Source organism: Natronoarchaeum sp. GCM10025321, from assembly GCF_042663585.1.
Lineage (GTDB): Archaea > Halobacteriota > Halobacteria > Halobacteriales > Natronoarchaeaceae > Natranaeroarchaeum.
Window position 1 is genome coordinate 2,735,292 of the sequence record NZ_JBHTAN010000006.1, and the last position, 22,497, is coordinate 2,757,788.

The 22,497-nt window shown below is 64.2% G+C and carries 23 protein-coding genes; 13 read left to right on the top strand and 10 right to left on the bottom strand.

The annotated features are described in order from the left end of the window. Nucleotides 1–31: 31 nt before the first annotated feature. The 3 genes from ACFQL3_RS16930 (at nucleotide 32) to pfkB (ending at nucleotide 2,907) form a co-directional block, all read left to right on the top strand. Nucleotides 32–1,159 (top strand): PfkB family carbohydrate kinase, encoded by a 1,128-nt coding sequence (locus ACFQL3_RS16930; protein WP_377056444.1) that lies wholly within the window; start codon nucleotides 32–34, stop codon nucleotides 1,157–1,159. A 75-nt stretch (nucleotides 1,160–1,234) separates the two neighbouring features. Beyond that, nucleotides 1,235–1,996 carry an HTH-type transcriptional regulator GlpR gene (gene glpR, locus ACFQL3_RS16935; RefSeq protein WP_377056446.1) on the top strand — a complete coding sequence of 254 codons (762 nt, stop codon included), beginning with the start codon at nucleotides 1,235–1,237 and terminating at the stop codon, nucleotides 1,994–1,996. Further along, complete coding sequence (gene pfkB / locus ACFQL3_RS16940) at nucleotides 1,993–2,907, top strand: 1-phosphofructokinase (protein WP_377056448.1); 915 nt, start codon at nucleotides 1,993–1,995, stop codon at nucleotides 2,905–2,907. Before glpR ends, pfkB begins: the two co-directional genes overlap by 4 nt. A gap of 120 nt (nucleotides 2,908–3,027) precedes the next feature. Here the strand turns inward: pfkB and fba are convergent, their stop codons facing one another. Continuing rightward, entirely contained in the window at nucleotides 3,028–4,020 is a 993-nt protein-coding gene (gene fba, locus ACFQL3_RS16945) for a class II fructose-bisphosphate aldolase (protein ID WP_377056450.1), read from the bottom strand. Nucleotides 4,021–4,151: 131 nt separating this feature from the next. Here fba and ACFQL3_RS16950 point away from each other — a divergent pair, with 131 nt between their 5' ends. The 8 genes from ACFQL3_RS16950 to ACFQL3_RS16985 all read left to right on the top strand — a co-directional run bounded on the left by ACFQL3_RS16950 (nucleotide 4,152) and on the right by ACFQL3_RS16985 (nucleotide 13,727). Beyond that, on the top strand, nucleotides 4,152–5,150 hold the full coding sequence (locus ACFQL3_RS16950; RefSeq protein ID WP_377056452.1) for a Gfo/Idh/MocA family protein: 999 nt from the start codon (nucleotides 4,152–4,154) through the stop codon (nucleotides 5,148–5,150). Nucleotides 5,151–5,192: 42 nt separating this feature from the next. Beyond that, nucleotides 5,193–6,383, top strand: coding sequence for an AGE family epimerase/isomerase (locus tag ACFQL3_RS16955; protein WP_377056454.1), 1,191 nt, complete (start codon nucleotides 5,193–5,195; stop codon nucleotides 6,381–6,383). A 427-nt stretch (nucleotides 6,384–6,810) separates the two neighbouring features. Then, a complete protein-coding gene (locus ACFQL3_RS16960) occupies nucleotides 6,811–11,025 on the top strand; it encodes an LAGLIDADG family homing endonuclease (RefSeq protein ID WP_377056456.1) in 4,215 nt (1,404 codons plus the stop codon). Further along, a complete protein-coding gene (locus tag ACFQL3_RS16965; RefSeq protein ID WP_377056458.1) occupies nucleotides 11,022–11,306 on the top strand; it encodes a hypothetical protein in 285 nt (94 codons plus the stop codon). The genes ACFQL3_RS16960 and ACFQL3_RS16965 overlap by 4 nt, the downstream gene beginning before the upstream one ends. Before the next feature lie 41 nt (nucleotides 11,307–11,347). After that, on the top strand, nucleotides 11,348–11,701 hold the full coding sequence (locus tag ACFQL3_RS16970) for a hypothetical protein (protein WP_377056460.1): 354 nt from the start codon (nucleotides 11,348–11,350) through the stop codon (nucleotides 11,699–11,701). Next, nucleotides 11,691–12,596 carry a hypothetical protein gene (locus tag ACFQL3_RS16975; protein ID WP_377056462.1) on the top strand — a complete coding sequence of 302 codons (906 nt, stop codon included), beginning with the start codon at nucleotides 11,691–11,693 and terminating at the stop codon, nucleotides 12,594–12,596. The genes ACFQL3_RS16970 and ACFQL3_RS16975 overlap by 11 nt, the downstream gene beginning before the upstream one ends. A gap of 43 nt (nucleotides 12,597–12,639) precedes the next feature. Next, entirely contained in the window at nucleotides 12,640–13,074 is a 435-nt protein-coding gene (locus tag ACFQL3_RS16980; RefSeq protein ID WP_377056464.1) for a hypothetical protein, read from the top strand. Next, nucleotides 13,071–13,727 (top strand): MinD/ParA family ATP-binding protein, encoded by a 657-nt coding sequence (locus tag ACFQL3_RS16985; RefSeq protein ID WP_377056466.1) that lies wholly within the window; start codon nucleotides 13,071–13,073, stop codon nucleotides 13,725–13,727. Before ACFQL3_RS16980 ends, ACFQL3_RS16985 begins: the two co-directional genes overlap by 4 nt. A 9-nt stretch (nucleotides 13,728–13,736) precedes the next feature. On the opposite strand, the gene ACFQL3_RS16990 is transcribed toward ACFQL3_RS16985, so the two are convergent. Continuing rightward, nucleotides 13,737–14,615: a transcription initiation factor IIB gene (locus ACFQL3_RS16990; protein WP_377056468.1), complete on the bottom strand. Its 879-nt coding sequence runs from the start codon at nucleotides 14,613–14,615 to the stop codon at nucleotides 13,737–13,739. A 149-nt stretch (nucleotides 14,616–14,764) separates the two neighbouring features. On the opposite strand from ACFQL3_RS16990, the gene ACFQL3_RS16995 reads away from it, so the two are divergent. Further along, entirely contained in the window at nucleotides 14,765–15,277 is a 513-nt protein-coding gene (locus ACFQL3_RS16995; RefSeq protein WP_377056470.1) for a hypothetical protein, read from the top strand. Here ACFQL3_RS16995 and ACFQL3_RS17000 read toward each other — a convergent pair whose 3' ends face one another. From ACFQL3_RS17000 to ACFQL3_RS17015, 4 genes are read right to left on the bottom strand one after another with little or no spacing between them, the layout of a single operon-like run. Next, nucleotides 15,278–16,021 (bottom strand): ParA family protein, encoded by a 744-nt coding sequence (locus ACFQL3_RS17000; protein WP_377056472.1) that lies wholly within the window; start codon nucleotides 16,019–16,021, stop codon nucleotides 15,278–15,280. It lies immediately after the preceding gene. Between the two features lie 53 nt (nucleotides 16,022–16,074). Next, the gene (locus tag ACFQL3_RS17005; RefSeq protein WP_377056474.1) at nucleotides 16,075–16,872 is read right to left on the bottom strand and encodes an HVO_0234 family beta-propeller protein; all 798 of its coding nucleotides are present in this window, start codon (nucleotides 16,870–16,872) and stop codon (nucleotides 16,075–16,077) included. 54 nt (nucleotides 16,873–16,926) lie between these two features. Continuing rightward, on the bottom strand, nucleotides 16,927–18,987 hold the full coding sequence (uvrB, locus tag ACFQL3_RS17010) for an excinuclease ABC subunit UvrB (RefSeq protein ID WP_377056476.1): 2,061 nt from the start codon (nucleotides 18,985–18,987) through the stop codon (nucleotides 16,927–16,929). Nucleotides 18,988–19,030: 43 nt separating this feature from the next. Continuing rightward, complete coding sequence (locus ACFQL3_RS17015; RefSeq protein ID WP_377056478.1) at nucleotides 19,031–19,225, bottom strand: hypothetical protein; 195 nt, start codon at nucleotides 19,223–19,225, stop codon at nucleotides 19,031–19,033. A 102-nt stretch (nucleotides 19,226–19,327) separates the two neighbouring features. On the opposite strand from ACFQL3_RS17015, the gene ACFQL3_RS17020 reads away from it, so the two are divergent. Beyond that, complete coding sequence (locus tag ACFQL3_RS17020; RefSeq protein ID WP_377056480.1) at nucleotides 19,328–19,591, top strand: DUF7553 family protein; 264 nt, start codon at nucleotides 19,328–19,330, stop codon at nucleotides 19,589–19,591. Here ACFQL3_RS17020 and ACFQL3_RS17025 read toward each other — a convergent pair. The 4 genes from ACFQL3_RS17025 to ACFQL3_RS17040 all read right to left on the bottom strand — a co-directional run bounded on the left by ACFQL3_RS17025 (nucleotide 19,588) and on the right by ACFQL3_RS17040 (nucleotide 22,375). After that, a complete protein-coding gene (locus ACFQL3_RS17025) occupies nucleotides 19,588–20,232 on the bottom strand; it encodes a hypothetical protein (protein ID WP_377056482.1) in 645 nt (214 codons plus the stop codon). The two genes, ACFQL3_RS17020 and ACFQL3_RS17025, sit on opposite strands and share 4 nt — an antisense overlap. A gap of 55 nt (nucleotides 20,233–20,287) precedes the next feature. Next, on the bottom strand, nucleotides 20,288–20,908 hold the full coding sequence (locus ACFQL3_RS17030; protein WP_377056484.1) for a rubrerythrin family protein: 621 nt from the start codon (nucleotides 20,906–20,908) through the stop codon (nucleotides 20,288–20,290). 69 nt (nucleotides 20,909–20,977) lie between these two features. Continuing rightward, nucleotides 20,978–21,400 carry a VanZ family protein gene (locus tag ACFQL3_RS17035; protein WP_377056486.1) on the bottom strand — a complete coding sequence of 141 codons (423 nt, stop codon included), beginning with the start codon at nucleotides 21,398–21,400 and terminating at the stop codon, nucleotides 20,978–20,980. Between the two features lie 105 nt (nucleotides 21,401–21,505). Further along, entirely contained in the window at nucleotides 21,506–22,375 is an 870-nt protein-coding gene (locus ACFQL3_RS17040; protein WP_377056488.1) for a sulfurtransferase, read from the bottom strand. Nucleotides 22,376–22,497 lie beyond the last annotated feature (122 nt).

Below are 22,497 nucleotides of genomic sequence, written 5' to 3' on the forward strand. Positions count from 1 at the left end.
CTTTATCGGTTGCCGACAAACAGGTCGGAGTATGGATCCAGAGGTCCGAACAGAGACGGTAGCGTCGATCACCGAGTGCCGTGAGTCGTTACCGTCCGAACTCGCGTCCGACGCCGTCGTATTCGGCTTCGACGGCTTCGTCGACCGGGTTCGGCGGATGGTCGCGGAACGACAGGACGAGGATAACTACGACGCGCTGACCACGCTGGAAGAACTCGGCGACCGGATCAGCAGGTCGGCCGCGGCCGATAGCTCACTGTCTATCGAGTGGCTGGAGACGGCGACCCGGACGGGCGGTCACGTTGCGCATCTCTCGCGTGCGTACGGGTATCTCGGCTACGACCCGGTCATGCTGGGGACGTTCGGCGATCCGATCGAAGAGCCGTTCGTCGAGGAGTTCGAGGGGAACGAGATGGTCACGTTCGGCGATCCGGGCTACACGGACGCCGTCGAGTTCTCCGACGGGAAGTTGATGCTGATGGATATCAACAAGACGCGCCAGTTGGACTGGGACGAGATCGTCGATACCGTCGATCCCGAGACCCTGGCGGCTCGGATCGACGGGACTACCCTGTTCGGGATGGGCTACTTCGCCGACATGCCGAGCTTCCCCGACATCGTCGATGGCCTGCTCGACGACGTCTGGCCGTTGCTAGAGGCGCCGCCGGAGAACGTTATCGTCGATCCCGGGGACGTCCGGAAGCTCAGCGAAACCGAACTCCGTGACGGGATGGATGTCATCACGCGTCTGGACGACGTCGCGACGCTGACCGTCACCGCCAACAGGTTCGAGAGCTCGGTTCTCGCCGAAACCCTGGCGGACACCGAGTCAGACTCGTTTATCGAGACGGCCCGGGCGGCCTTCGAGGCGCTCGGCGTAACGCGATTCGTCGGCCACGGTGCCCACGAGTCGGTCGTGGTGACCGAGGCGGGGACGAGTCGCGTCGCAGTCCCCCGCGTCGAAGACCCCGAGATCACGACAAGCGCGGGCGATCACTTCAACGTCGGCCTCTCGCTCGGCCTCGTCAACGAAGTGCCTGACCGTGCGGCGGTCGCACTTGGGAACGCGGTCGCTTCGTACTTCGTCCGGAGCGGCGACCAGCCCTCCTACGAGGAGCTACGATCGTATCTCGACGAGTACGAGGCGTATCTGGACTGACGGGATCGGTCGTGTGCCCGGTAATTTATCACACCTGCACACGAACGGTCTCCTACTCCCAACTGAACCCCCACCATGTTACCACGACAACGCCGGCGAACGATCGTCGAGTTGGTCTCCGAACGCGACGGCTGTTCGGTGACCGAGCTAGCCGAGGAACTCGAGTTCTCGGAGGCGACGATCCGGCGAGACCTGCAGACGCTCGAAGAGGAGCAGTTGATCGAGCGCTCTCACGGCGGTGCACTCCCCGTCACCAGCGTCGGCAACGAAGAGGCGTACGACCAGAAAAAAGTACAGAACCTGGAGGTCAAGCGCACGCTTGCCGATCATGCGATCGAGGAACTGCGGGACGGAGAGATCGTCTTCTTCGATACGGGGACGACCACCATGCAGATCGCCAAACTTGCCCCGCACGACGGCTCGATCGTCCCTGTGACGAACTCGCCACTGCTCGCTCTCGAACTCGGCCAGGGTAAAAACGAGGTCAAGATCACCGGCGGAACGCTCCGCCGCAGCACCAAAGCGCTCGTCGGGCCATCGGCCGAATCGTTCATGAAACGGATGCACTTCGATCTCCTCTATCTGGGAACGAACGCGATCGACGTTGACGCCGGTCTTACGACGCCGAACGAGGACGAGGCGCAGGCCAAACGGATCATGATCGAGAACTCGACGCGCGTCGTTCTCGTCGCCGACGAGACCAAGTTCGACGAGCGCAGTTTCGTGCAGTTCGCATCGTTCGACGAGATCGACCTCGTCATCACCGACAGTCGGCTCTCCGAAGCGTACCGCACCGCCTTCGATGACACCAACACCAACTACATCGACGACATATGATCCTTACAGTCACGCTCAACCCCGCGATCGATCACACGCTATCGCTCTCTGAACCACTGGTCGACGGCGACGTCGCCCGCACGAACGAGTACCAACTCCAATCGGGCGGGAAAGGCATCAACGTCTCGCAGTATCTCCGCCATCTCGACATCGAGACGACGACCACCGGCCTGCTCGGCGGCACCACCGGCCAGTTCATCCGCAACGAACTGGCCGATCAGGGGCTCGCCCACGACTTCGTCGACATCGAGGAACGGACGCGGTTGAACACGACCGTCCTCGCGCCGGACGCGGAGTACAAGGTCAACCACGAGGGGCCAACGGTCGACGACTCGGCCATCGACGAACTGGTCGAGCGCCTTCGCGAACACGACCCCGAGGTCGTTGTGGTCGGTGGCTCGCTCCCGCCGGGTCTCGACGTCGACGCCATCGACCGGATCGCGGAGGGCGGCCCCTGGGAGACCGTCGTCGACGTCGGCGGCGAATCGCTCGCCGATCTGGACGCCCACTACAGCCTCTGTAAACCCAACCGCGTCGAACTCGAAGCCGCGACCGGAATGCCCGTCGAGAGCCTCGCCGACTGTCGTGCGGCGGCCCAGGCGCTCCGCGAACAGGGCTTCGACCGCGTCGTCGCCTCCCTCGGCGCCGACGGGGCGCTGTACGTCGGGGAAGACGCAGTGCTGTACGCCGAACCGCTCGAAGTGGATGTCGTCGACACCGTCGGGGCCGGCGACGCCATGCTCTCCGGCGTCCTCGCCGCCTGGCACGCCGGCGCGTCCCCGGAACGTACCCTCAGCTACGGGATTGCGGTCTCGTCCAGACTCGTCGGCGTCGTTGGCACCGCAATCGAGGATCTGGACGACGTCCCGACGCTCGCTGATCGCGTCACTGTCGTCGAGGATCCCGACTGACTGGCTCTCACTTCTCGCCTTCCTGTTCTCCACGGCTCTACTCACTCCTCGCGCGGTCTGGCTGCGACATGCAGCGCTACGAGTCGGTGGCGCGCAAAAAAGACGGTGTCGGCGATCCGCTCAGTCGAACTTGCTCTGGCCGGCACTGCCCGAAACCTCGGTCAGGTCGGCGTGGACGTCCTCGATGCGGTCGCGGATCTCTCGACCGGTGACGCGGGGGTCGAAGTGGTCCTTGTTCGGCGACCAGTCGGTGTCATTGAAGAACGTATCACGCGAATCCGGCACGCCTTCCGGCGGGAAGATGGCGTGGCGGTGCTCGTCGTAGTAGTCGAAGGCGGTCCGGGTGTACTCGTACTGGTAGCGAGTGTCCTTGTTGACCTTACAGATACCGTGCTGGAGCATCTCTCTTAGCTGGTCGGGCTGGACGCCCGAGGAGCCGTGCAGGACGAGCGGCGTGTCCAGACCGTGATCCCGAAGCGCCTGTCGGATGTCGCCCGCGAGGTCGGGGCGAAGTTCCAGGTCTTTCCCTTTCGCGACGCCGTGTTGGGTGCCGACCGAAATCGCCAGCAGGTCACAGCCCGTCCGGTCGACGAACTCGACGGCCTGCTCTGGATCGGTGTAGAAGGCGTCCTCTACGTCGACTTCGTCCTCGACGCCCTTGATCTGGCCCAGTTCAGCCTCGATGAGCGTGTCGGCGTCGTACTCGTCGACCATCTCGACGACCTCCTTGCTCTTTGCGATGTTCTCCTCGAACGGTTCGTGGGAGGCGTCGATCATGACCGAGGAGGGGATGTCGGTCTCCATCTGGTACTCGATGAACTCCATGTCAGTCTGGTGGTCCATATTGAGGAAGACGCCGATGTCGAACTGCTCGGCGAGGGCGTCGATGTAGCCGCCGAGTGCTTCCAGGCCTGCCTCGGCGTCGCCGTTGCCGGCGAAGCGGCAGGCGCCGGCAGAGGCCTGCAACAGCAGGTCCGAGTCCTTGCGCGCTGCCCCTTCCATCAGGCCGATCATCGTGTTCGGCTCTGCGATATTGGAGGCGATCAGGCCGAAGCCTTCGTCTAGCGCGTCGTCGTACACGGTCGAGAGTTTACTGCCGTCGTAAAATGACATGGTAGTAATCTACCTACGTTGTCTTTCAGAGGCTTGGGTAATAATGTATTCGAAAGCCTGCCCTCCGGGCTGGATGGGTCCCGAGTCCCTTCGACCAAGCTATTTTTACCCACCACGCTGAACCATTGCACATGGAATTTGGCATCCTCAGCACGGCGCACATCGCTCAGGACTCGGTAATCCCGGCGATCCAGGCGAGCGACGCCCGGGTCAGCGCTATTGCCTCTCGCGACCCCGACCGGGCCGCGTCGGTCGCGGACGACCTCTCGATCCCACGGCGCTACGACTCCTACGATGCGCTGCTCGACGACGCCGATATTGACGCCGTCTACATTCCCCTGCCCAATGGTCTGCACGCCGAGTGGACGAAGCGGGCGGCCGACGCCGGACTCGACGTCCTCTGTGAGAAACCGCTCACGGTCGACGCGAGCGAGGCCCGCGAGGTCGGCGAGTACTGCGAGCGCCAGGACGTCACGCTCATGGAGGCGTTCATGTACCGGTTTCATCCGCGGACCGAGCGCGTCCTCGAACTGGCCGACGAACGACTGGGTGACGTCCGGTCGGTCTCCGCGACGTTCAAGTTCCCGCTGTTCGGCGACCCCAACGATATTCGGCTCGACCCCGACCTCGCGGGCGGGAGTCTGATGGACGTCGGCGCCTACGCCGTCTCGGCGGCCCGCCAGTTCCTCGGGGAACCACACCGGGTGTACGCCCATACGGACGACTCGCGTGGGGCGGGCGTCGACACCGAACTCGCCGGGATCCTGGAGTACGACGACGGTGCCTCTGCGCGTGTCGCGTCGGGCTTTGACACCGAGACGGTCCAGCGATACCGCGTCGAGGCACGCAACGGCTGGATCGAGGCCGAGAACGCGTTCGACGTTCCGGACGACGAACCCGCCGAACTGGAGTACCTGATCGACGGGGAACACGGGGTCGAGACGTTTGCGCCGGTCGACCAGTACCGCCTGCAGGTCGAGCACTTCGTCGAGTGCGTCGAGGCGGGCCGCCGTCCCCGAACGGACACGGACGAGGCCATCGCGAACATGGCCGTCATCGACGCGCTGTACGAGAGCGCCGAGCGTGGCGCACCCGTTCGGCCGACTGAGACTGATGACTCTTCCCGGTAGCTCGGCACCGGGATTTTTATCGCCCCGTCGCAACACCTCAGTATGGTAACCGACGGGAACTATCGGCAGCAACCATGGCTCGAAGACGAAATCGGGCGCATCCTCGGATTCTACTATCCCGACTGTCTCGACGATACGCACGGCGGGTACGTCGCTCAGTTCGACGAAGCGACCGGCGGGATCTACGACCGGGAGTCGAAACACCTGGTCGCCACGGCACGCTTCGCCACGAACTTCGCCCTGGCGGATCGGCTCGGCGGGCCGGAGTGGTGCCGACCCGCTGCCCAGCGCGGGATCGACTTCCTCCTCGACACGCATCGGGACGCCGACCGGGGCGGGTTCCACTGGCTGCTCGACGGCACAGATCCGGTCGATTCGCGTCGGATCTGTTACGGTCATGCCTTCGTCCTGCTGGCACTCGCTCGCGGGGCCGAGGCCGGGATCGATCGTGCGACCGAGGAACTCGATGCCGTCTACGACCTCATCGACGAGCGGTTCTGGGAGCCCGATCACGGCCTCTGCAAGAGCGCCTATGACCCGGACTGGACGAGCGCGGAGGAGTACCGCGGCCAGAACGCCAACATGCACACCTGCGAGGCGATGATCGCTGCCTACGAGGCTACCGGCGAGGAGACGTTTCTCGCCCGTGCGATGACGATTGCAGAGTCGCTCACGGTAGCGCTCACCGACGATACCGACGGACTCGTCTGGGAGCATTACACCGCCGACTGGGAGCACGACTTCGAGTACAATCGCGACGACCCGACGCATACGTTCCGGCCGTGGGGCTACCAGCCCGGACATCAGATCGAGTGGGCGAAACTGCTCGCCGTGCTCTCACGCTACCACGACGCCTCGTGGCTTGTCCCCCGGGCAGTGGAGCTCTTCGACGCCGCTATCGAGCACGGCTGGGACGACGACCGGGGCGGGTTCTACTACTCGTTCGACCTCGACCGCGATCCGCTCGTCACCGAGAAGTACTCCTGGGAAGTCGCAGAGGCCATCGGAGCCGCTGCCGCCCTCGCCGACCGGACCGGCGAACAGCGGTATCTCGACTGGTACGACCGCTTCTGGGCCTACGCCGACGAACACCTGATCGCGCCGGACGCCCGCAACTGGTACACGAAAGTCACCGAGGAGAACGAGCCAGTACCGACGACGGACGGTGTCGCCGTTGAACCGGGATACCATCCGATCGGTGCGTGTTTCGAGGGGATCCGCTCGCTGGAGTAACGAGTGTAGGATAGCTGCTGCCTGCGAAATATTTATAAATTAATACTTCTAACTTACGATACGATATCTAATACTTTGGCTCGATACGACACCGATGAAGAGATTTCGACGGAGAAGCCTGTATATTAGCTCTATCCGATTTTGAGTTGGTAATAGAGTGTCGTTGTCTACTCGACCGACTGCTCGATAGATCGAACCGAGAGATGGCTGTTTCACGGAATACTGAGATGTTGACGGCTTTCAAGCGCTCATACGCTATACCGACGTAGATACTATCGGAGAAAATTAATAAGATATACTGGTATACTTCCCATCTGTTTGTTCTCCACTGCCGCGGCTGAAACCGTACTCACGTGTCCTGTCCAAGTTGACCACTTTCACTCACCTTTGCCAAGGTTCATAGGCGATGACGCGCTACAATTCTGCAATGGCGACAGCGGAGAATACTGAACTCGTAGACGCCTTCGAGCAGTTCTACCGCAACTACTACCGCGACGAGATCGGCGAACTCGCACAGAAGTACCCGAACGAGAAGCGCTCGCTGTATATCGATTGGGACGATCTCTACCGGTACGACCCCGACCTTGCGGACGATTACCTCTCACAGCCCGAACAGCTACAGGAGTACGCCGAAGAAGCACTCCGGATCTACGACCTCCCCGTCGACGTCAGCCTCGGCCGGGCACACGTCCGGATGTACAACCTCCCCGAGACGACGGATATCCGGCTGATCCGCTCCCGGCACGTCGGCCAACTGCTGTCCGTCTCCGGGATCATCCGCAAGGCGACCGACGTCCGGCCGAAAATCGAGGAGGCCGCTTTCGAGTGCCAGCGCTGTGGCACGCTGAACTACATCCCCCAGTCGTCGGGCGACTTTCAGGAACCCCACGAGTGTCAGGGCTGTGAGCGACAGGGCCCATTCAACGTTAACTTCGATCAGTCCGAGTTCGTGGACGCACAGAAACTCCGCGTCCAGGAGAGCCCCGAAGGACTGCGCGGCGGCGAGACGCCACAGGCCGTCGACGTCACTATCGAGGACGACATCACCGGCGAGGTGACGCCGGGCGATCACGTCACCGTCACCGGAATCCTCCACCTCCAGCAGCAGGGCAACCAGCAGGAGAAATCGCCGATCTTCGACGTCTACATGGACGGCGTTACCGTCGAAATCGAGGACGAGCAGTTCGAGGATATGGACATCAGCGAGGAGGACAAAGCCGAAATCATCGAACTCTCGCAGTCGCCGGACATCTATGAGAAGATGATCGATTCGATGGCCCCCTCGATCTACGGCTACGAGCAGGAGAAACTCTCGATCATCCTGCAACTGTTCTCCGGCGTCACCAAGCACCTCCCCGACGGTTCGCGGATCCGCGGCGACCTGCACATGCTACTGATCGGGGATCCCGGGACGGGTAAGTGTGTTCGCGGCGACACGACCGTGACGCTGGCCGACGGCCGCGAACGACCGATCAAAGAGATCGTAGAAGCCAACCTCACGGATCCATCCCCCGTCGACGACGGAGTGTACGACTCTCTCGATCGGGACGTGGTTTCTCTGGGTGCTGATGGAAGGTCCGAGGTCCGCAATGCGATGAGAGTGTGGAAACGGGAGGCTCCCGATCGGATGTACCGGATCAGGACCGCAAGCGGGTACGAACTCGAAGTAACTCCGTCGCATCCGTTGTTCGTCAGCCACTTCGGCGGGTGGGAAGCCCGTATCGCCGACGAACTACAGGAGGGCGATTCCGTTGCCATCTCGCCCGACAGTCCCGACCAACTGCTGGCTACGGACGGTGGGGCAATCTCGGAGACGAGTTCTGGCTCTGTGCCGTCTGTCGAGGGTCAGTCCGTAGAGCGGGATCAAATCGAATCCATCGAAGCCGTCAAACCGGAGTACGACTGGGTGTACGACCTGGAGGTCGAAGGGACGCATAGCTACCTTTCGAACAACGTCTTTTCACATAATTCCCAACTCTTGCAGTATGTTCGAGAAATTTCTCCTCGATCTGTGTATACATCCGGAAAAGGATCGAGCGCTGCCGGGCTCACTGCAGCAGCGGTACGCGATGATTTCGGCGACGGCCAGCAATGGACCCTGGAGGCCGGTGCAATGGTGCTTGCGGACAAAGGCGTCGCAGCGATCGACGAACTGGACAAGATGGATTCCGGCGACCGGTCGGCGATGCACGAGGGGCTAGAACAGCAGTCCTACCACCCCGACACCGAGGTGTTGCTCGCCGACGGTCGACGCGTCGAGATCGGCGAGTTCGTCGACGCGAAGATCGACGGTGACGAAACCGAAGTGATCGACGGCGTGGACTGCGAAATCGCTCCGGTCGACGACGTCGGTGTCCACTCGACAGATCTCGACTCCAACGAGACGACCAAGACGCCCGTCGATCGGGTGAGTCGACACGAGGCCCCCGACGAGTTCGTCCGCGTGACGTTCTCGAACGGTCGTGACGTCCTCGTGACGCCGGAGCATCCGATGTTCGTCGATGACGACGGCGAAATCGACACTGTCGAGGCCAGCAGTATCGAGGCGGGTCAGTACGTTCCCGCCCCGAGAAAACTACCCAACTCGTCGGCGACGGTACCGCTCGAGGACGAGCAACATATCGGGAAAGAGAAAGACGTCACGCTGCCCGACGGGCTTACGCCGGATCTGGCGGAAATCTTGGGCTTCCTGACCGCCGAGGGCCACAGCTATGCGGGCTCGTCCCACGAAATCGGCTTCTCGAATCAGGACGAGCGGCTGCTCGACAGGATGGGGGCGCTGATGCGGAGCGTGTTCGGGATGAAGAGTACGGATACCGTCTCCACGGACGGGACGACAACGATGCGGTGGGTCTCGACGAAGCTCTATCGCTGGTTCGAGCGGAACGTCCCCGAAATCATGGCGACGGCACGACACAAGCGAATACCCAGCGCTGTGCTGGGTGCGTCCGAGGAGGAAATCCGTCGATTCCTCGTCGGTGCGTTTGCTGGTGATGGTGGCGTCGAGACCGAGGCAATGGCGCTCTCGACGGCCTCGTCGGGTCTCGCCGAAGATTACGCCGATGCGCTGTCGAAGATCGGTGTTGCCAGCCGAATCCACCACAGCGTGACTGAGGACTCCTGGAAGACGTACGTGATGGGTGACTCGACGGAGTCGTTCGTCGACCAGGTCGTCAAACAGGCTGATGATCGATACGCGGATGCCCGGGAATTTGCCGAGCGGAGCACTGACACGCGTCGCCATCACGACGTCTTACCACCCAGTGCCGCGGAAGAGATCCGGTCACTACGAACACTGCTTGGGCTCGGTTTGACCGGACAGTTTTATCCGAACGTCGACGACGGGTTCGGCGTCCAGATCGAAACCGTCGAAGCCGAGATGGCAACGCTTCGGGAGCGAATCGACGAGACGCGAGAATCACTCGACGACTGCGAGACGCTGTCGGAGATCCGAGCGACGATCGGCTGGTCCGGCCGGCAACTTGCCGAACGGATCGACGACGAAACCACGAGCGCCATCTCCTATGCCGAGGACGGTGGCTACGGTCCCGAACGCCGCTCTCGTCTCGCCGAGAGTGCGGCCGGTGCCGTTCGAGACGCGCTTGTCGAGGCCGAACGCAGGCTCGATTCGCTCTCGGAACAGACCGAACTTCGATACTACACAGTTACGGACGTCGAAACGGTCCCGAACGCGGGCGATCACCAGTGTGAATGGGTGTACGACGTCACTGTCGAACCGACCAATACCTTCGTCAGTCAGGGTATCGTCCTGCATAACTCGATCAGTATAAGCAAGGCTGGCATCAACGCCACGCTCAAATCCCGCTGTTCGCTGCTCGGTGCGGCGAACCCCAAGTACGGCCGGTTCGATCAGTACGAGTCAATCGGCGAGCAGATCGACCTCGAACCGGCGCTGATCTCCCGATTCGACCTGATCTTCACCGTCACAGACCAGCCCGACGAGGAAGAGGACTCTCGGCTGGCCGAACACATCCTCCAGACGAACTTCGCGGGGGAGCTAAACACCCAGCGAGAGGAGTTGAGCGCCCCTACCGTCACGCGCGAACAGGTCGACAAGCAGACCGAGGAGGTCGAACCGGTGATCGACGCCGAGTTGCTCCGGAAGTACGTCGCTCACGCGAAGTCGAACATCTACCCGACGATGAGCGACGAGGCGCGGGAGGCGATCCGTGACTTCTACGTCGATCTGCGCTCGAAAGGGACCGACGAGGACGCTCCGGTCCCGGTGACGGCCCGGAAACTGGAGGCGCTGGTCCGGCTTGCGGAGGCGAGCGCGCGGGTGCGGCTCTCGGACACCGTCGAGATCGACGACGCCGAACGCGTCATCGAAATCGTCCGGTCGTGTCTGCAGGATATCGGGGTCGACCCCGAGACGGGCCAGTACGACGCCGATGTGGTCGAGACCGGGCAGAGCAAGTCCCAGCGGGACCGGATCAAGAACATCAAACAGCTGATCGCGGACGTCGAGGAGGATTACGAGGACGGTGCGCCGATCGACGTGGTGCTCGACCGGGCCGACGAGATTGGGATGGACCAGACGAAAGCGGAACGCGAGATCGAGAAACTCAAACAGAAAGGCGAGGTGTACGAACCGAACCTCGACCATCTGCGGACCGCATGATGGATCGGATCTCGGCGGTTCGGAACGTCGAGGACGCGCTGGCGGCGTTCGAGGAGGGCGAGATCGACCTAGAAACCGCCGAACAGCGGGTCGTGGCGGCCGTCCGGACGTTCGCGACGGAGTACGAGAGCGGCGATAGCGCCGCCTACCGCGTCGAGCCAGTAGATCGGGAACCGGTCGTCGTCGTCGCCTCATCGCCCGACGATGCCGTCGAGCAGGTCGAATCGATCCTCGACGAGGCGGTCGTTACCGAGGCAGTCGATCGAATATCAGCGCGATAAACTCAGTTAATTTTATACGGTAGACTCTGCAAACTCGGGCTGTGATACTGGTCGTTACCTACTCGACCGATGCCCGACAGACGCTCCGGAACGTCTGTACCGCCCACGAGGGCGCGGTCGCACGCCGTCTCGGCCGAGCGGCACTGTTCGAGGAGACCGGTCTGGGTGCGTTTCTGGCGCTTCGTCTCCGAGAGAAACACACCTCCGACGTCCAGATAGAGCGCACCCGGCCCTTCAACGAGTTCGTAGCGGTCCCCGAAGCCATCAGGGATGCGGCACAGGCCTACGAGGAGCGCTCCAGTGCCAGCACTCCCTACGAGAAGTTCCAGTCCGGAACCACACATCCTGCTCCCCGAGCGCTTCGCGGCCAATCGCTAGACGACGATGGACACTGATGCTGATCTGGGCCGTGGGCGTCCCGGCCGAACTGTCGCGACTGCACCACTTCCCGGCCAGCCGACGCGGATTCGGGTCCGAGTCGCAGACAGCGTACTCGACGGCGTCGCGGTCGACCTGCGTCTCTGGCCGATCACCGCCGACGAGGCCGCCGCAGCGATCCGTGGTTGCGGCGAGGAGTGTACCATCGACTGTCCCACCCCTGGACCGCTGTTCGATGCGCTCGGCGTCGTCGATGCGTCGCTCTCGCTCCCGCTCCAGCGAGTGCTCGCCACCGTCGCACGTCGCCAGGGGCACCGGGAAGCCACCGGCGAACTGGCGTCCGTCCGGAAAGAGCTTGCAACCCTCACACCCGCCTCCTGTAATCTCGCCGAGAAACGTCGACAGGTCGCCGACGCTGGTGCCGACGAGAGTGCCCTGGCCGAGCGCGTCGCGACGCTCCGTGGCGAACTGCTCGCGCGGAAGGAAGCGAACGAGGACGTCTCGGAGACTGAAGCGGCACTGGCCGACGCAGTTGCCGAACTGACGACGGTCCGGACCGAGCGCCTCGCGGCTGAACAGGCGCTCGAACGCGCGCAAGCGGACGCCCGAACGATCCGGGATCAGCGGGAGCGGCGACTCCGGCTTCAGGATCGTGAGCGCAACCTTACGCGCGCTCTCTGCCGGGACCTCGCCGATAACGTCTATGAGGCCTTTGCGGACGCGGTTCGTACAGTTCCCGGCACAGCGACGCCGGGCAACTCGGCTACCGACTACGACGGAGACGACGTGACGGCCGCTCTCGCCGTTCTCAGGATGCTTCGGACGGCGACTCCCGCTGTCCTCGCCGTCGACCGGTTCCGCTCGCCCGAGCACGCCGCCGACGTTCTCGGCGTCCCGGTGGTCCGGATCTGAGCGGGGGCGTGGGTTCAAATACGGTCGGGCGACCAGTGGCCCCATGCCAACGATTTCGTGGACACAGCGGCGGGAGAACGGCGTAACGCTCGTCGAGGCGGTGATCCAGAGCACGACTCCGACCGGCCCGACGACGGTTGCCCTCGAAAGTCGACTGTCGGGACCGGTCTGGCCGCCCCGTTCGGAGGGCGTACCGGTCGCTGGCTGGGACGGACCTCGATACGAGACGACAGTAGAGGGCGAGAGCCGGGTTGCCGTCGGCTTCGCCTCCCCGGCCGAGCCCTGCGAGCCGCCCGTCGAACTCGTCGAGAGTGCACCCGCTACGGCCATAGAGGAGTCCACCGATGCCGATGCGGCCGACGTATTGCGTGCCCTCGGCGATCCCACGCCACCCCGGGGGGCCGTGCCGACCTCGCTTCCCGAGGAATCGCTCCCGACGGCGACAGTGGAAGCCGAGCATACGGACGACGATCAATGATCCTGGCGGTCACCGGTGGAAAGGGTGGCGTCGGGAAGTCGACGGTCGCCCTGAACGTCGCCGCCGAACTGGACGCCGTCGTCGTAGACGCCGACCTGGGGATGGCGGATCTACCCGAGGGACGGGGGCCCGATCTCCACGACGTCCTCGCCGGACGCGCCGATCCGGTCGAGGCGGTCGACGAGAGCGGTGCCGTCGATATCCTTCCCTGTGGCCGGACCCTTGTCGGAGCGAAAGCCGCGGAGCCGACCGCGCTCGTCGGGGCTGTCGAGGCCGTCGAACGACAGTACGGGCGTGTGGTCGTGGACTGTCCGGCCGGGATGTCCGCGGATGCCGGACTCCCGCTGCTCGTCGCGAACCGCTGCCTTCTGGTCACCCGTGCGGACGAGTTCGCGCTACCGGACGCGATCCGGGCCCGGGCGCTCGCCAGAGTGCTGGATGCCGGGATCGAACGGCTGGTACTCAACATGGCGGGGGAGTCACCCCCAGTCGAGCGGGTTCGGTCGGTGTTCGACACGCCCGTCGTCACTGTGCCGCGTTCGGACGCTATTACGCGGGCACAGCGGAGTGGCCGCCCGGTTTCGGCGGTCGAGGCGGACGGCCGTGCGTCGGCGCAGTTCGAGCATCTCGGGGTAGTGGTACTGCCTGACTGACCGCGGTGGCTACCGCATCTCACAGAGCGCCTGAAACACCGATCGGAGCGTGACCGGCGAGACGTCGGCGACCGCCGCGGCCTCTTTCTGTGTCAACTCCCGATCTAGCTCACAGGCCGCCGTGTAGAGACACCCTGCGGCGACGCCGCTCGGGTCGCGGCTACCGAAGACGTTCGCCTCCCGGCCGTCGGTAGCCAGTTCGCGTGCACGGCGCTCGACTGTGGGGCCGAGTTCGAGTTTGCTCGCGAACCGCGGCAGATACTCGCGCGGATCGATCGGGCCGATAGGGAGGCCTAGCTCCCTGTTCAGGGCACTGTAAGCGGCTTTAAACTCGTCGCGATCCGCGCGGGCGGCGTCCCCGATCTCGTCGATCGTCCGCGAGACGTCGTTGACGCGACAGGCGGCGTAGGTCGTCGCCGCGGCAAAGCCCTCCAGCGATCGCCCGCGTAGCAGATCCTCGTTCTGTGCGGACCGGAACAGCGAGCACGCGCCGTCCCGCACCGTCTGGGACAGCGACAGCGACGACACCAATCGTCGGATCTCGGTGAAGGCGTACACCTGGTTGCGCTCTACCTTCGTGGAGATCTGCGAGCGGTTGTGCTCCCGGCGCATCCGCGCGACCTGTCGGCGCTTGCGGCCGGTGAGACGCGAGCCGGAGCCGTAGCCGATCTCGGTCGATAGCCCTCTGTCGTGTCGCGAGCGGGTCAGCGGCGCGCCCGTCCGTTTGCGGTTTCCGTCATCGTCGTCGAACGACCGCCACTCGGGCCCGCGGTCGATGCGATCCGCCCCGACGACCAGCCCACACTCCGAACAGAGGGTCTCGTCGCCGCTCGCGGTCAGTCGTCCACCACACTCCGGACACGAATCCGTCGTTGCGCTCTCGCTCATCACAGTTGAACGTTGGTCCCGATCGGGTATTTAAAGATGGGAGAATCGTGGAAGAAACACCCGAATCGACCGACGGGAACGTACCGGTAACCGGTACGTTCGAGTTCGTTACGGAAAGATATTTGTTGTATCAACTCGACCTCTAAACGATGCTTTCGGATATCGCCGACGGTATCGAGCTAACCGAGCGCCAGCACGACCCCGGCGTTGCCGCCGTCGACCGGACGGGCGAGACGCTCACCGAAGGGCTCGCCGGATTTGCCGACGAGTTGCCCTGCTCGGCCGCGACGGCGGCGACGGTTGTCCATTCCTACACGGCCGGCCGTAGCGTCGGCGACGTCGCTCGGGAAGCGGGTGTAGCGCCGATCACCGCGGCAAAAGCGCTGCACCTGCTCGGCGTCGAGGGGCTCTCGCCGCTCGCCCCGCGGGCCAGAGAGATCGTCCGGGACTGGCAACGCGGTGAACTGCCGCGTGCGGAGGCGGAGACGCTCGTCGGCGCGAGCGAGACGGCGTTCGCCCTGGCGGCTTACATCGAGGCACACGAACCGATCGACGGCGTCACCGAGGTCGTCGAAGCCGCGCTCGGTGCGGACGGCGACGCGGCCGTCGATAAGCGTGATCGGCTGGCCGAGACGATGAGCGATGTCGGCGATCTGGTCTGATCAGGGACGGAGCCGGTCTGCCAGGCCTTCCTCGCCGAACTCGAACTCCAGTGAGCGGTCGAAGAGGCGCTCTACCACCCCGGCAACTGCGGGAGCGAACTCATCGTCCAGCGCGGTCACCGCTGGGGCCTCCGCAACCGCGCATCGTTCGCTTTCGGGAATCGCCACGTCGATCGATCCGTCCGGCACCGTCTTGATCCTGTTTGCGACAGCCAGATCGTCAGTGGTCCCCACGTCGGTCAGTCGTGCGCGAGTCCGTTGCAGCGCGTCGACGCCGCGCGTCGATCCCGGCGCGACCAGTGCAACGCGGTCGGCGGCGGTCACTGCGGCGACTGCGGGGTTGGTCGCGACAGGAGGCGTATCCACGAGCACGTGATCGAACGCCTCGTCGAACCGGTCGACGATGCTCTCGAAGGTCGTCGCCGCGCCGGCCGTTTTCGCGCGTGCGAGCGCTCCGAACGACGCCCGTGACGGGAGCGCGACGAGTCGGCCATCGGTGTCGACCGGACATTCCACCGCGGCGCTCGTCGGGTCCGGATCGTCCTCGGTAACGAGCGAGACGACGTCCTCGTCGATCCGGCCCGAGACGTAGTCCGATAACCCCTGGGTCCCGAACGCGACGTCGGTCAGCGCGACGTCCGCGCCGTCCATGGCGAGTGCTGTCCCCGCTTCGACTGTTAGCCGCGTCGCCCCGGCACCGCCGGTTACGCCGGTGATCGCCGCCGTGGTAGGTGACGTTTCCATGCAATACTATTCTCTACTCCTATACTAAAAATGTAGTCAAAAACGTCTGTATATTACTGGCCTGTTGCCACTGCACAGCCGACGACCCCTCTCACGCCGAGGCGCTGGTGCCGCCAGCCGTCCGCTGCCTCGACGAGAACCGTCCCCGACGCCGTCACGACGTACGTTCGCTCGCCGTACGCGACGTCGACGGGCGTCTCGTCGACCGGTAGTTCGACCGGTGCCCAGCGGTCGCCGTCGGGGCTGGCAGTGTAGAGTTGGCCGTCGACGACGGCGTGTCTGCGGGTTCCGCTGTCGCTCGCGACGGCCGTCGCGTCGCCGTCGATCAGTTCCATCCAGCCGTTGCCCAGTCGGTAGAGCCCTTCGCCCGTGGCGGCGAGTGGCGTTCCGTTCGTGTCCACGTCGCGGACGTCGTCGAGTCCGGCCGCGTCGAGTCCTCGGTCGCCCAGTCGATACAGGCCGACCTCCGTCCCGACGAGCGCGCCGTCGCTTGCGGTGACTGCACCCCCGGCGGTGCCGACTTCCTCTCTACCGGCCGAATCGATCCGGGCGATCCGGCCCTCACTGTCGCCGGCGACGATCCCCTCACCGTCAAAGCCGACCGCCGTCGCCGGGCCGAAGCCGAGATGGGCTACCTCCTCGCCGAGCAACGTGGCGTCCTCGTCGGTCGCGACCGCGATCCGTCCGGGTGCACCCGCGATATCGCGAACGGTGGTGCGGTACTCAAGGCCGAACTCGCCGACCCGTGAGCCCGAAATCGAGGCGACGACGACGCCCATCTCCGATCCGACGAACAGCCGGGTCCGGCCGTCCTTGCCGCCGAAGATCCGCTTTTCTCTGATGTCGTCCATGGTCGAAGGCACGCCGCCGGGTTCCGAAAGGATTCCGACCGCTTGACGTCCCCCCTAGAACTCCGGATCGGATTCGACCGGCACGCCCTCGTCGTCGCCGCCGAGGTCGAACTCCTGGCGTAGCTCCCGGATCCGGTCGCGGATGTCCGCCGCGAGCTCGAACTCCAGGTTCTCGGCCGCCTCGCTCATCCGCCGTTCGAGTTCATCGATCTGCCGGGCGGCATCGTCCTCGTCGCTGGGCCCCTCCCCGGAGACGTCGCTCGTGTCAGTCTTGCTGCCGGGGAGGTTCGTCTCGCCGATTTCCTTCTGGATCGTCGTCGGTTGGAAGCCCTGTTCGGCGTTGTACTCCTCCTGGATCTCGCGGCGACGCTGAGTTTCGTCGATCGCCGACGCCATCGAGTCGGTCACCTCGTCGGCGTAGAGGATGACCTCGCCGTCGACGTTCCGGGCCGCGCGGCCCATCGTCTGGACGAGCGTCGTCTCCGAGCGCAGGAAGCCCTCTTGATCGGCGTCGAGGATGGCGACCAGTGAGACCTCCGGGATGTCCAGCCCCTCCCGGAGCAGGTTGATCCCGACGAGGACGTCGATCTCTCCCAGTCGCAGGGAGCGAATTAGCTCGTGGCGTTCGAGCGTGTCCGTCTCGTCGTGCATGTAGGCGACGTCGACGCCGGCCTCTTCGAGATACTCGGTGAGGTCCTCGGCCATCCGCTTCGTGAGTGTAGTCACCAGCGTCCGGTCGCCCGCCTCGACCTGCTCGTCGATGCGCTCCATGAGGTCCTCGACCTGTCCGGTCGCGCTCTCGACCTCGATAGCGGGATCCACGAGGTGGGTCGGGCGAACGATCTGTTCGGCGATCTGATCCGAATGTTCGCGCTCGTAGTCGCTTGGCGTGGCGCTGACGTACAGTGTCCGATCGGTCTTCTCCTGGAACTCCTCGAAGGTGAGCGGGCGGTTGTCGAAGGCGGTGGGCAGTCGGAAGCCGTTCTCGACGAGCGACTCCTTGCGCGATTTGTCGCCCGCGAACTGCCCCTTGATCTGCGGAATCGTCTGGTGGGACTCGTCGATCACCGTCAGGAAATCGTCGGGGAAGTAATCTATCAGCGTATTGGGGGCGTCGCCGGACTCGCGGTCGGAGAGGTAGACCGAGTAGTTCTCGATCCCCGAGCAGTAGCCCGCCTCGCGCATCATCTCCAGATCGAAGGTGGTGCGCTCCTCGATACGCTGGGCCGCCAGCATGTCGCCCTTGCGCTCGAAGTAATCGATCCGGTCGTGCATGTCCGACTCGATCCGCGCGATGGCCTCCTCCATCGTCTCGTCGTCGACGGAGTAGTGCTCGGCCGGGTGAAAGAGCACTGCTGGCTCGTCGCTCTCTACTGTGCCCTCCAGCGGATCGACCTTGATCATCCGGTCGATCTCGTCACCCCAAAGTTCGACGCGGACGGCGTACCGGCCGTACATCGGGTAGATCTCGATGGTGTCGCCCCGCACCCGGAAGGTGCCCTGCGTGAAGTCGACGTCGTTGCGCTCGTAGTTCAGATCGACGAGTTGTTTCAGAAGCTCTTCGCGGCTGATCTCCTGGCCCACTTCCAGTCGCAGGGACATCCCCTCGTAGTTGGTCGGATCGCCCAGGCCGTAGATCGCCGAGACCGAGGCGACGACGATCACGTCGTCGCGAGTGAGCAGCGAGCGCGTCGCGGAGTGGCGAAGCTTGTCGATCTCGTCGTTGATCGAGGCGTCCTTGTCGATGTAGGTGTCCGTCTGCTCGACGTAGGCTTCGGGCTGGTAGTAGTCGTAGTACGAGACAAAGTACTCGACGGCGTTGTTCGGGAAGAGGCTCCGGAACTCCTCGTACAGTTGTGCCGCCAGCGTCTTGTTGTGTGCGATCACCAGCGTCGGTTTCTGGATCTCTTCGACGACCCACGAGACGGTGTTGGTCTTTCCCGACCCCGTCACGCCGAGCAGGGTCTGTTCGTCCATCCCGGAGCGATACCCCTCTGCGAGTTGTTTGATCGCCTCGGGCTGGTCGCCCGCGGGGTCGAACGGTGCGTCCACCTCGAAGGGTCGTTCCTGCTCCGGCCGGTCGGGCGAGAGCGGCCCGGAGTTCGTGTCACTCATTGACGGAGACAGGTGCGCGAGCCACTTGAGACGCTCGGGTCGGTCAGCGGCCGTAGTAGCCGTACGAGAACAGTACGAACGTCAGAGCGCCACCGACCAGTCCCGCGACGATACCGAACGGCAGTTCGAGAGCCACGAAGAGCCCCCATCCCGCACCGAACCCAGCGAGCACGAGCACGACGATCAGCAGCCCGACTTTCCACTGGTTCGATGTATCGCCAGCCCCCGAGGTTCCCATGTCGGGGGACAACACAGTCGGGCCGGAAGTAGCTATGTATCGGGAGATATATAATATACGTCTGTCAGAACGCATTTATCGGCGTCTCACGAACAATCACATATGGCCGACGAACTCTCCGACGCCAGCGACACGCTTCGAGAAGCAAGCGAACTCGCGGACCAGCATCGCGACCGGCTAGAGGAGCGCTCGGATGCGCTCGCGGAGCTAGCCACAGGCGATGCGCAGGTCGACCACGGGCGACTCGCCCGCGAGACGAACAAGCTTCACGACATCGAGGGGGACCTCGACGGCGACGCCGCCGGCCTCGTCACCGAGGCCCGCGATCTGATCGCCACGTATCGGGAGGATCTCGAAGGCGTCTAATCCGGGAGCCGATCTGCCAACTGCTCGTAGGTCCCGGTCGGCATTGCGATTCCCGGTGGACCCGACGCCCCCTCGCTGAACTGTAGCCGGAGGTACGTCACCGAGCCAAGCGGCACCGGCTGGATCGACTCGACCGTCGCCAGATCCACGGTGCGGCCCTCGAACGTGATCCGATCAGCCTCGGGGTCGTACTTTCCAGCCCCCTCGAGCAGGGCCCGTGCCGGGAAGACGACCGCTGCTGTGACGAACAGGACGCCGGCCACCGCGCCGTTGATCGTCAGCGTCATCGCGCCGAGAACGTACGCCAGCAGTAGCTGTAGAGCGACCACGTCCGCGACGAGCAGGCCGTCCCGCCGCCCCCAGTCGCGTCCGTCCGAACTGCTGGCCGTGTCCGCACCGCGGCGGCTCCGGGCGACGATTGGCAACAGGACGTAGAGAGCAAGCGCGACACCGACCAGCGCAACGACGCCGTAGAGCACGGCAGAGAGCGGATCGGCAAAGGGCGTCGCCACGAAGGGATAGACGAACACGACCGCGAGCAAGGAGCCGCCGATGTAGGCGACGGTACCGGCGCTAAACCACCGCAACAGCGGCGTCTCTCGAAGGACTGACCACTCGACTGGCTCGCCGTCGTCTCCCATCGGCTCATCGTTGCCGACGGGCCGAGGAAAAGGTGACTATCGGCTTCGGACCGTCTCAGCAGACGGGCTTGGGGTTCACGCCCATCGCTTCGAGTCGGTCGGTGTACTCCTCGTAGGCCGTCTGGATCACGTCGCTGGCGGCGTCTTCGGCCGTCTCCCAGTCGTCCTCGCAGATGTCCGCCAGCAGGTCGAGGAGACGCTTCTCGCGCTCGTCGAGGACGTCGCCATAGCCGCGGAACGTCGACGCCGTCATCGGATCCGCCTCGCCGACGAAGAAGCCGGTGCGTTGTTCGGTGAGTTTGCCCGCCACGAGCGCCGCACCGAACAGGCCGCCCAGTCGTTCGACCGTGCTGTCGGCGTCTCGAAGCTGTGTCTGAACCGGCGGCACGTCCTCGGCGTCGTGCTCGCCAAGCTTGTCGAGCAGTTCCTCGTAGTGGTCGGCTTCTTCGCTCGCGACCTCGTCGTAGGCCGCGGCGGCGTCACCGTGGCTTTCCTGGGGGACCCACGACGCTACCGTCTCGCTGGCGGCGTGAATCCGGTCGGCCGCAGTCTGTAGCACCGCTTCCTCCGTCATCTCGCCGTCGGTAATCGCGTATAGCGACTTGGACGAGCCAAGCCGTGAAAGGGCTGTTTCGTTGTCCGCGCGGACGCTGTCGTCGAACTCGCTCGCAGTCATATACGCGAGTACGACGTTCGGGTGTTTGTAACCTCCGGACTGGCGCCCCCGTCCGACCGTGTTGACGGCTCACCTGCTCCGCTCGCTGCCGTCCTCACTGCGTACACCGACGAACTGCACTCGCGGCTCGATCCCGTACCAGCCACAGGAAAGCGCCGCGCCGGCGGCGTTGGCGACCATGTCGGCGACTTCGAACTGTCGGTACGGAACGAACGACTGGGCGACCTCGATACCGACGCCAAAGAGCGTCGCGATGCCGAAGACGAGCGCGATTTTGATGGCGATGGCGAGGTCGCTTCCGACCAGTGCGTAGGCGACCAGGAGCCCGAACGCCAGATACGTCGCGGCGTGCCAGAGTTTATCGAAGCCGACCGCGCCGGTGTCCGGCGTCTCTGGCGGGACCACGAACAGCGAGACGGCGATGATCGCTGCGGCGGCGACGGCGACGCCGCTCCAGCGGAGCGCGGGAGAGAGGAGGGGAAGCCGAGCCATCGACTACTCGATGGCAGTACTACGATAAAAGCGTGAAGATACGCGGTTTACTCTCCGCGAGTCGTTGCTCCCCGCTCCACTACGAGGCCGACTCAATCGCTACGCTCAGTCGTCGCCCGCGCCTTTCTCGATCGGTGCGCCGACGAGGTTGCCCCATTCCGTCCAGGAGCCGTCGTAGTTGATCGTGTCGTCGTAGCCGAGCAGTTCGTGGAGCGCGAACCAGGCGACCGAGGAGCGCTCGCCGATACGGCAGTACGCGACCGTCGTCGAGTCGCCCTCGATGTCGTAGTCTGCGTAGAGCTCCTGCAGTTCGTCGAAGTCCTTGAACGTACCGTCGTCGTTGGTGACGGCCGCCCAGGAGATGTTCTCCGCGCCGGGGATGTGGCCGCCGCGCTGGGCGGTCTCCTGCAGTCCTGGGGGTGCGAGGATCTCGCCGGAGTACTCCTCGGGCGAGCGAACGTCGACCAGCGGCAGGCCGCGGTCGATGGCGTTCTCGACGTCGTCGCGGTACGCGCGGATGCTCTCGCGCGGGCCGGACGCGTCGTACTCGACGGCAGAGAAGTCCGGCACTTCGTCGGTCGTCGGATAGTCGTTGTCGAGCCAGTGCTCGCGGCCACCGTCGAGGAGGCGCACGTCGTCGTGACCGTAGTACTTGAACTGCCAATAGGTGTAGGCGGCGAACCAGTTGGAGTTGTCACCGTAGAGGACGACCGTCGAGTCCTCGGTGATGCCGTGACTGCCGAGGAGGTCCTCGAAGTCTTCCTTGGTCAGGATGTCACGGGTCGTCTGATCCTGCAGTTGGGTCTCCCAGTTGAAGCCGATAGCGCCGGGGGCGTGGGCCTCGTCGTAGGCTTCGGTGTCGACGTCGACCTCGACCAGTCGGTGGGCCGGGTCATCACTCTCGAACTCTGCAAGGTTGTCCTCGACCCAGTCGGCCGAGACAAGTACATCGTTTGCGTACTCGGTGTCTGTCATACACAACTCCGTACGATAGCCATCATTAAAGGCTCTGTACCCCCGGCAGCAACCGCCTCTCATGCCACTTCTGGGAAATTATTGCTGGTACTCTCCCCGGCATGGATCGGGTTTCAGGGCGT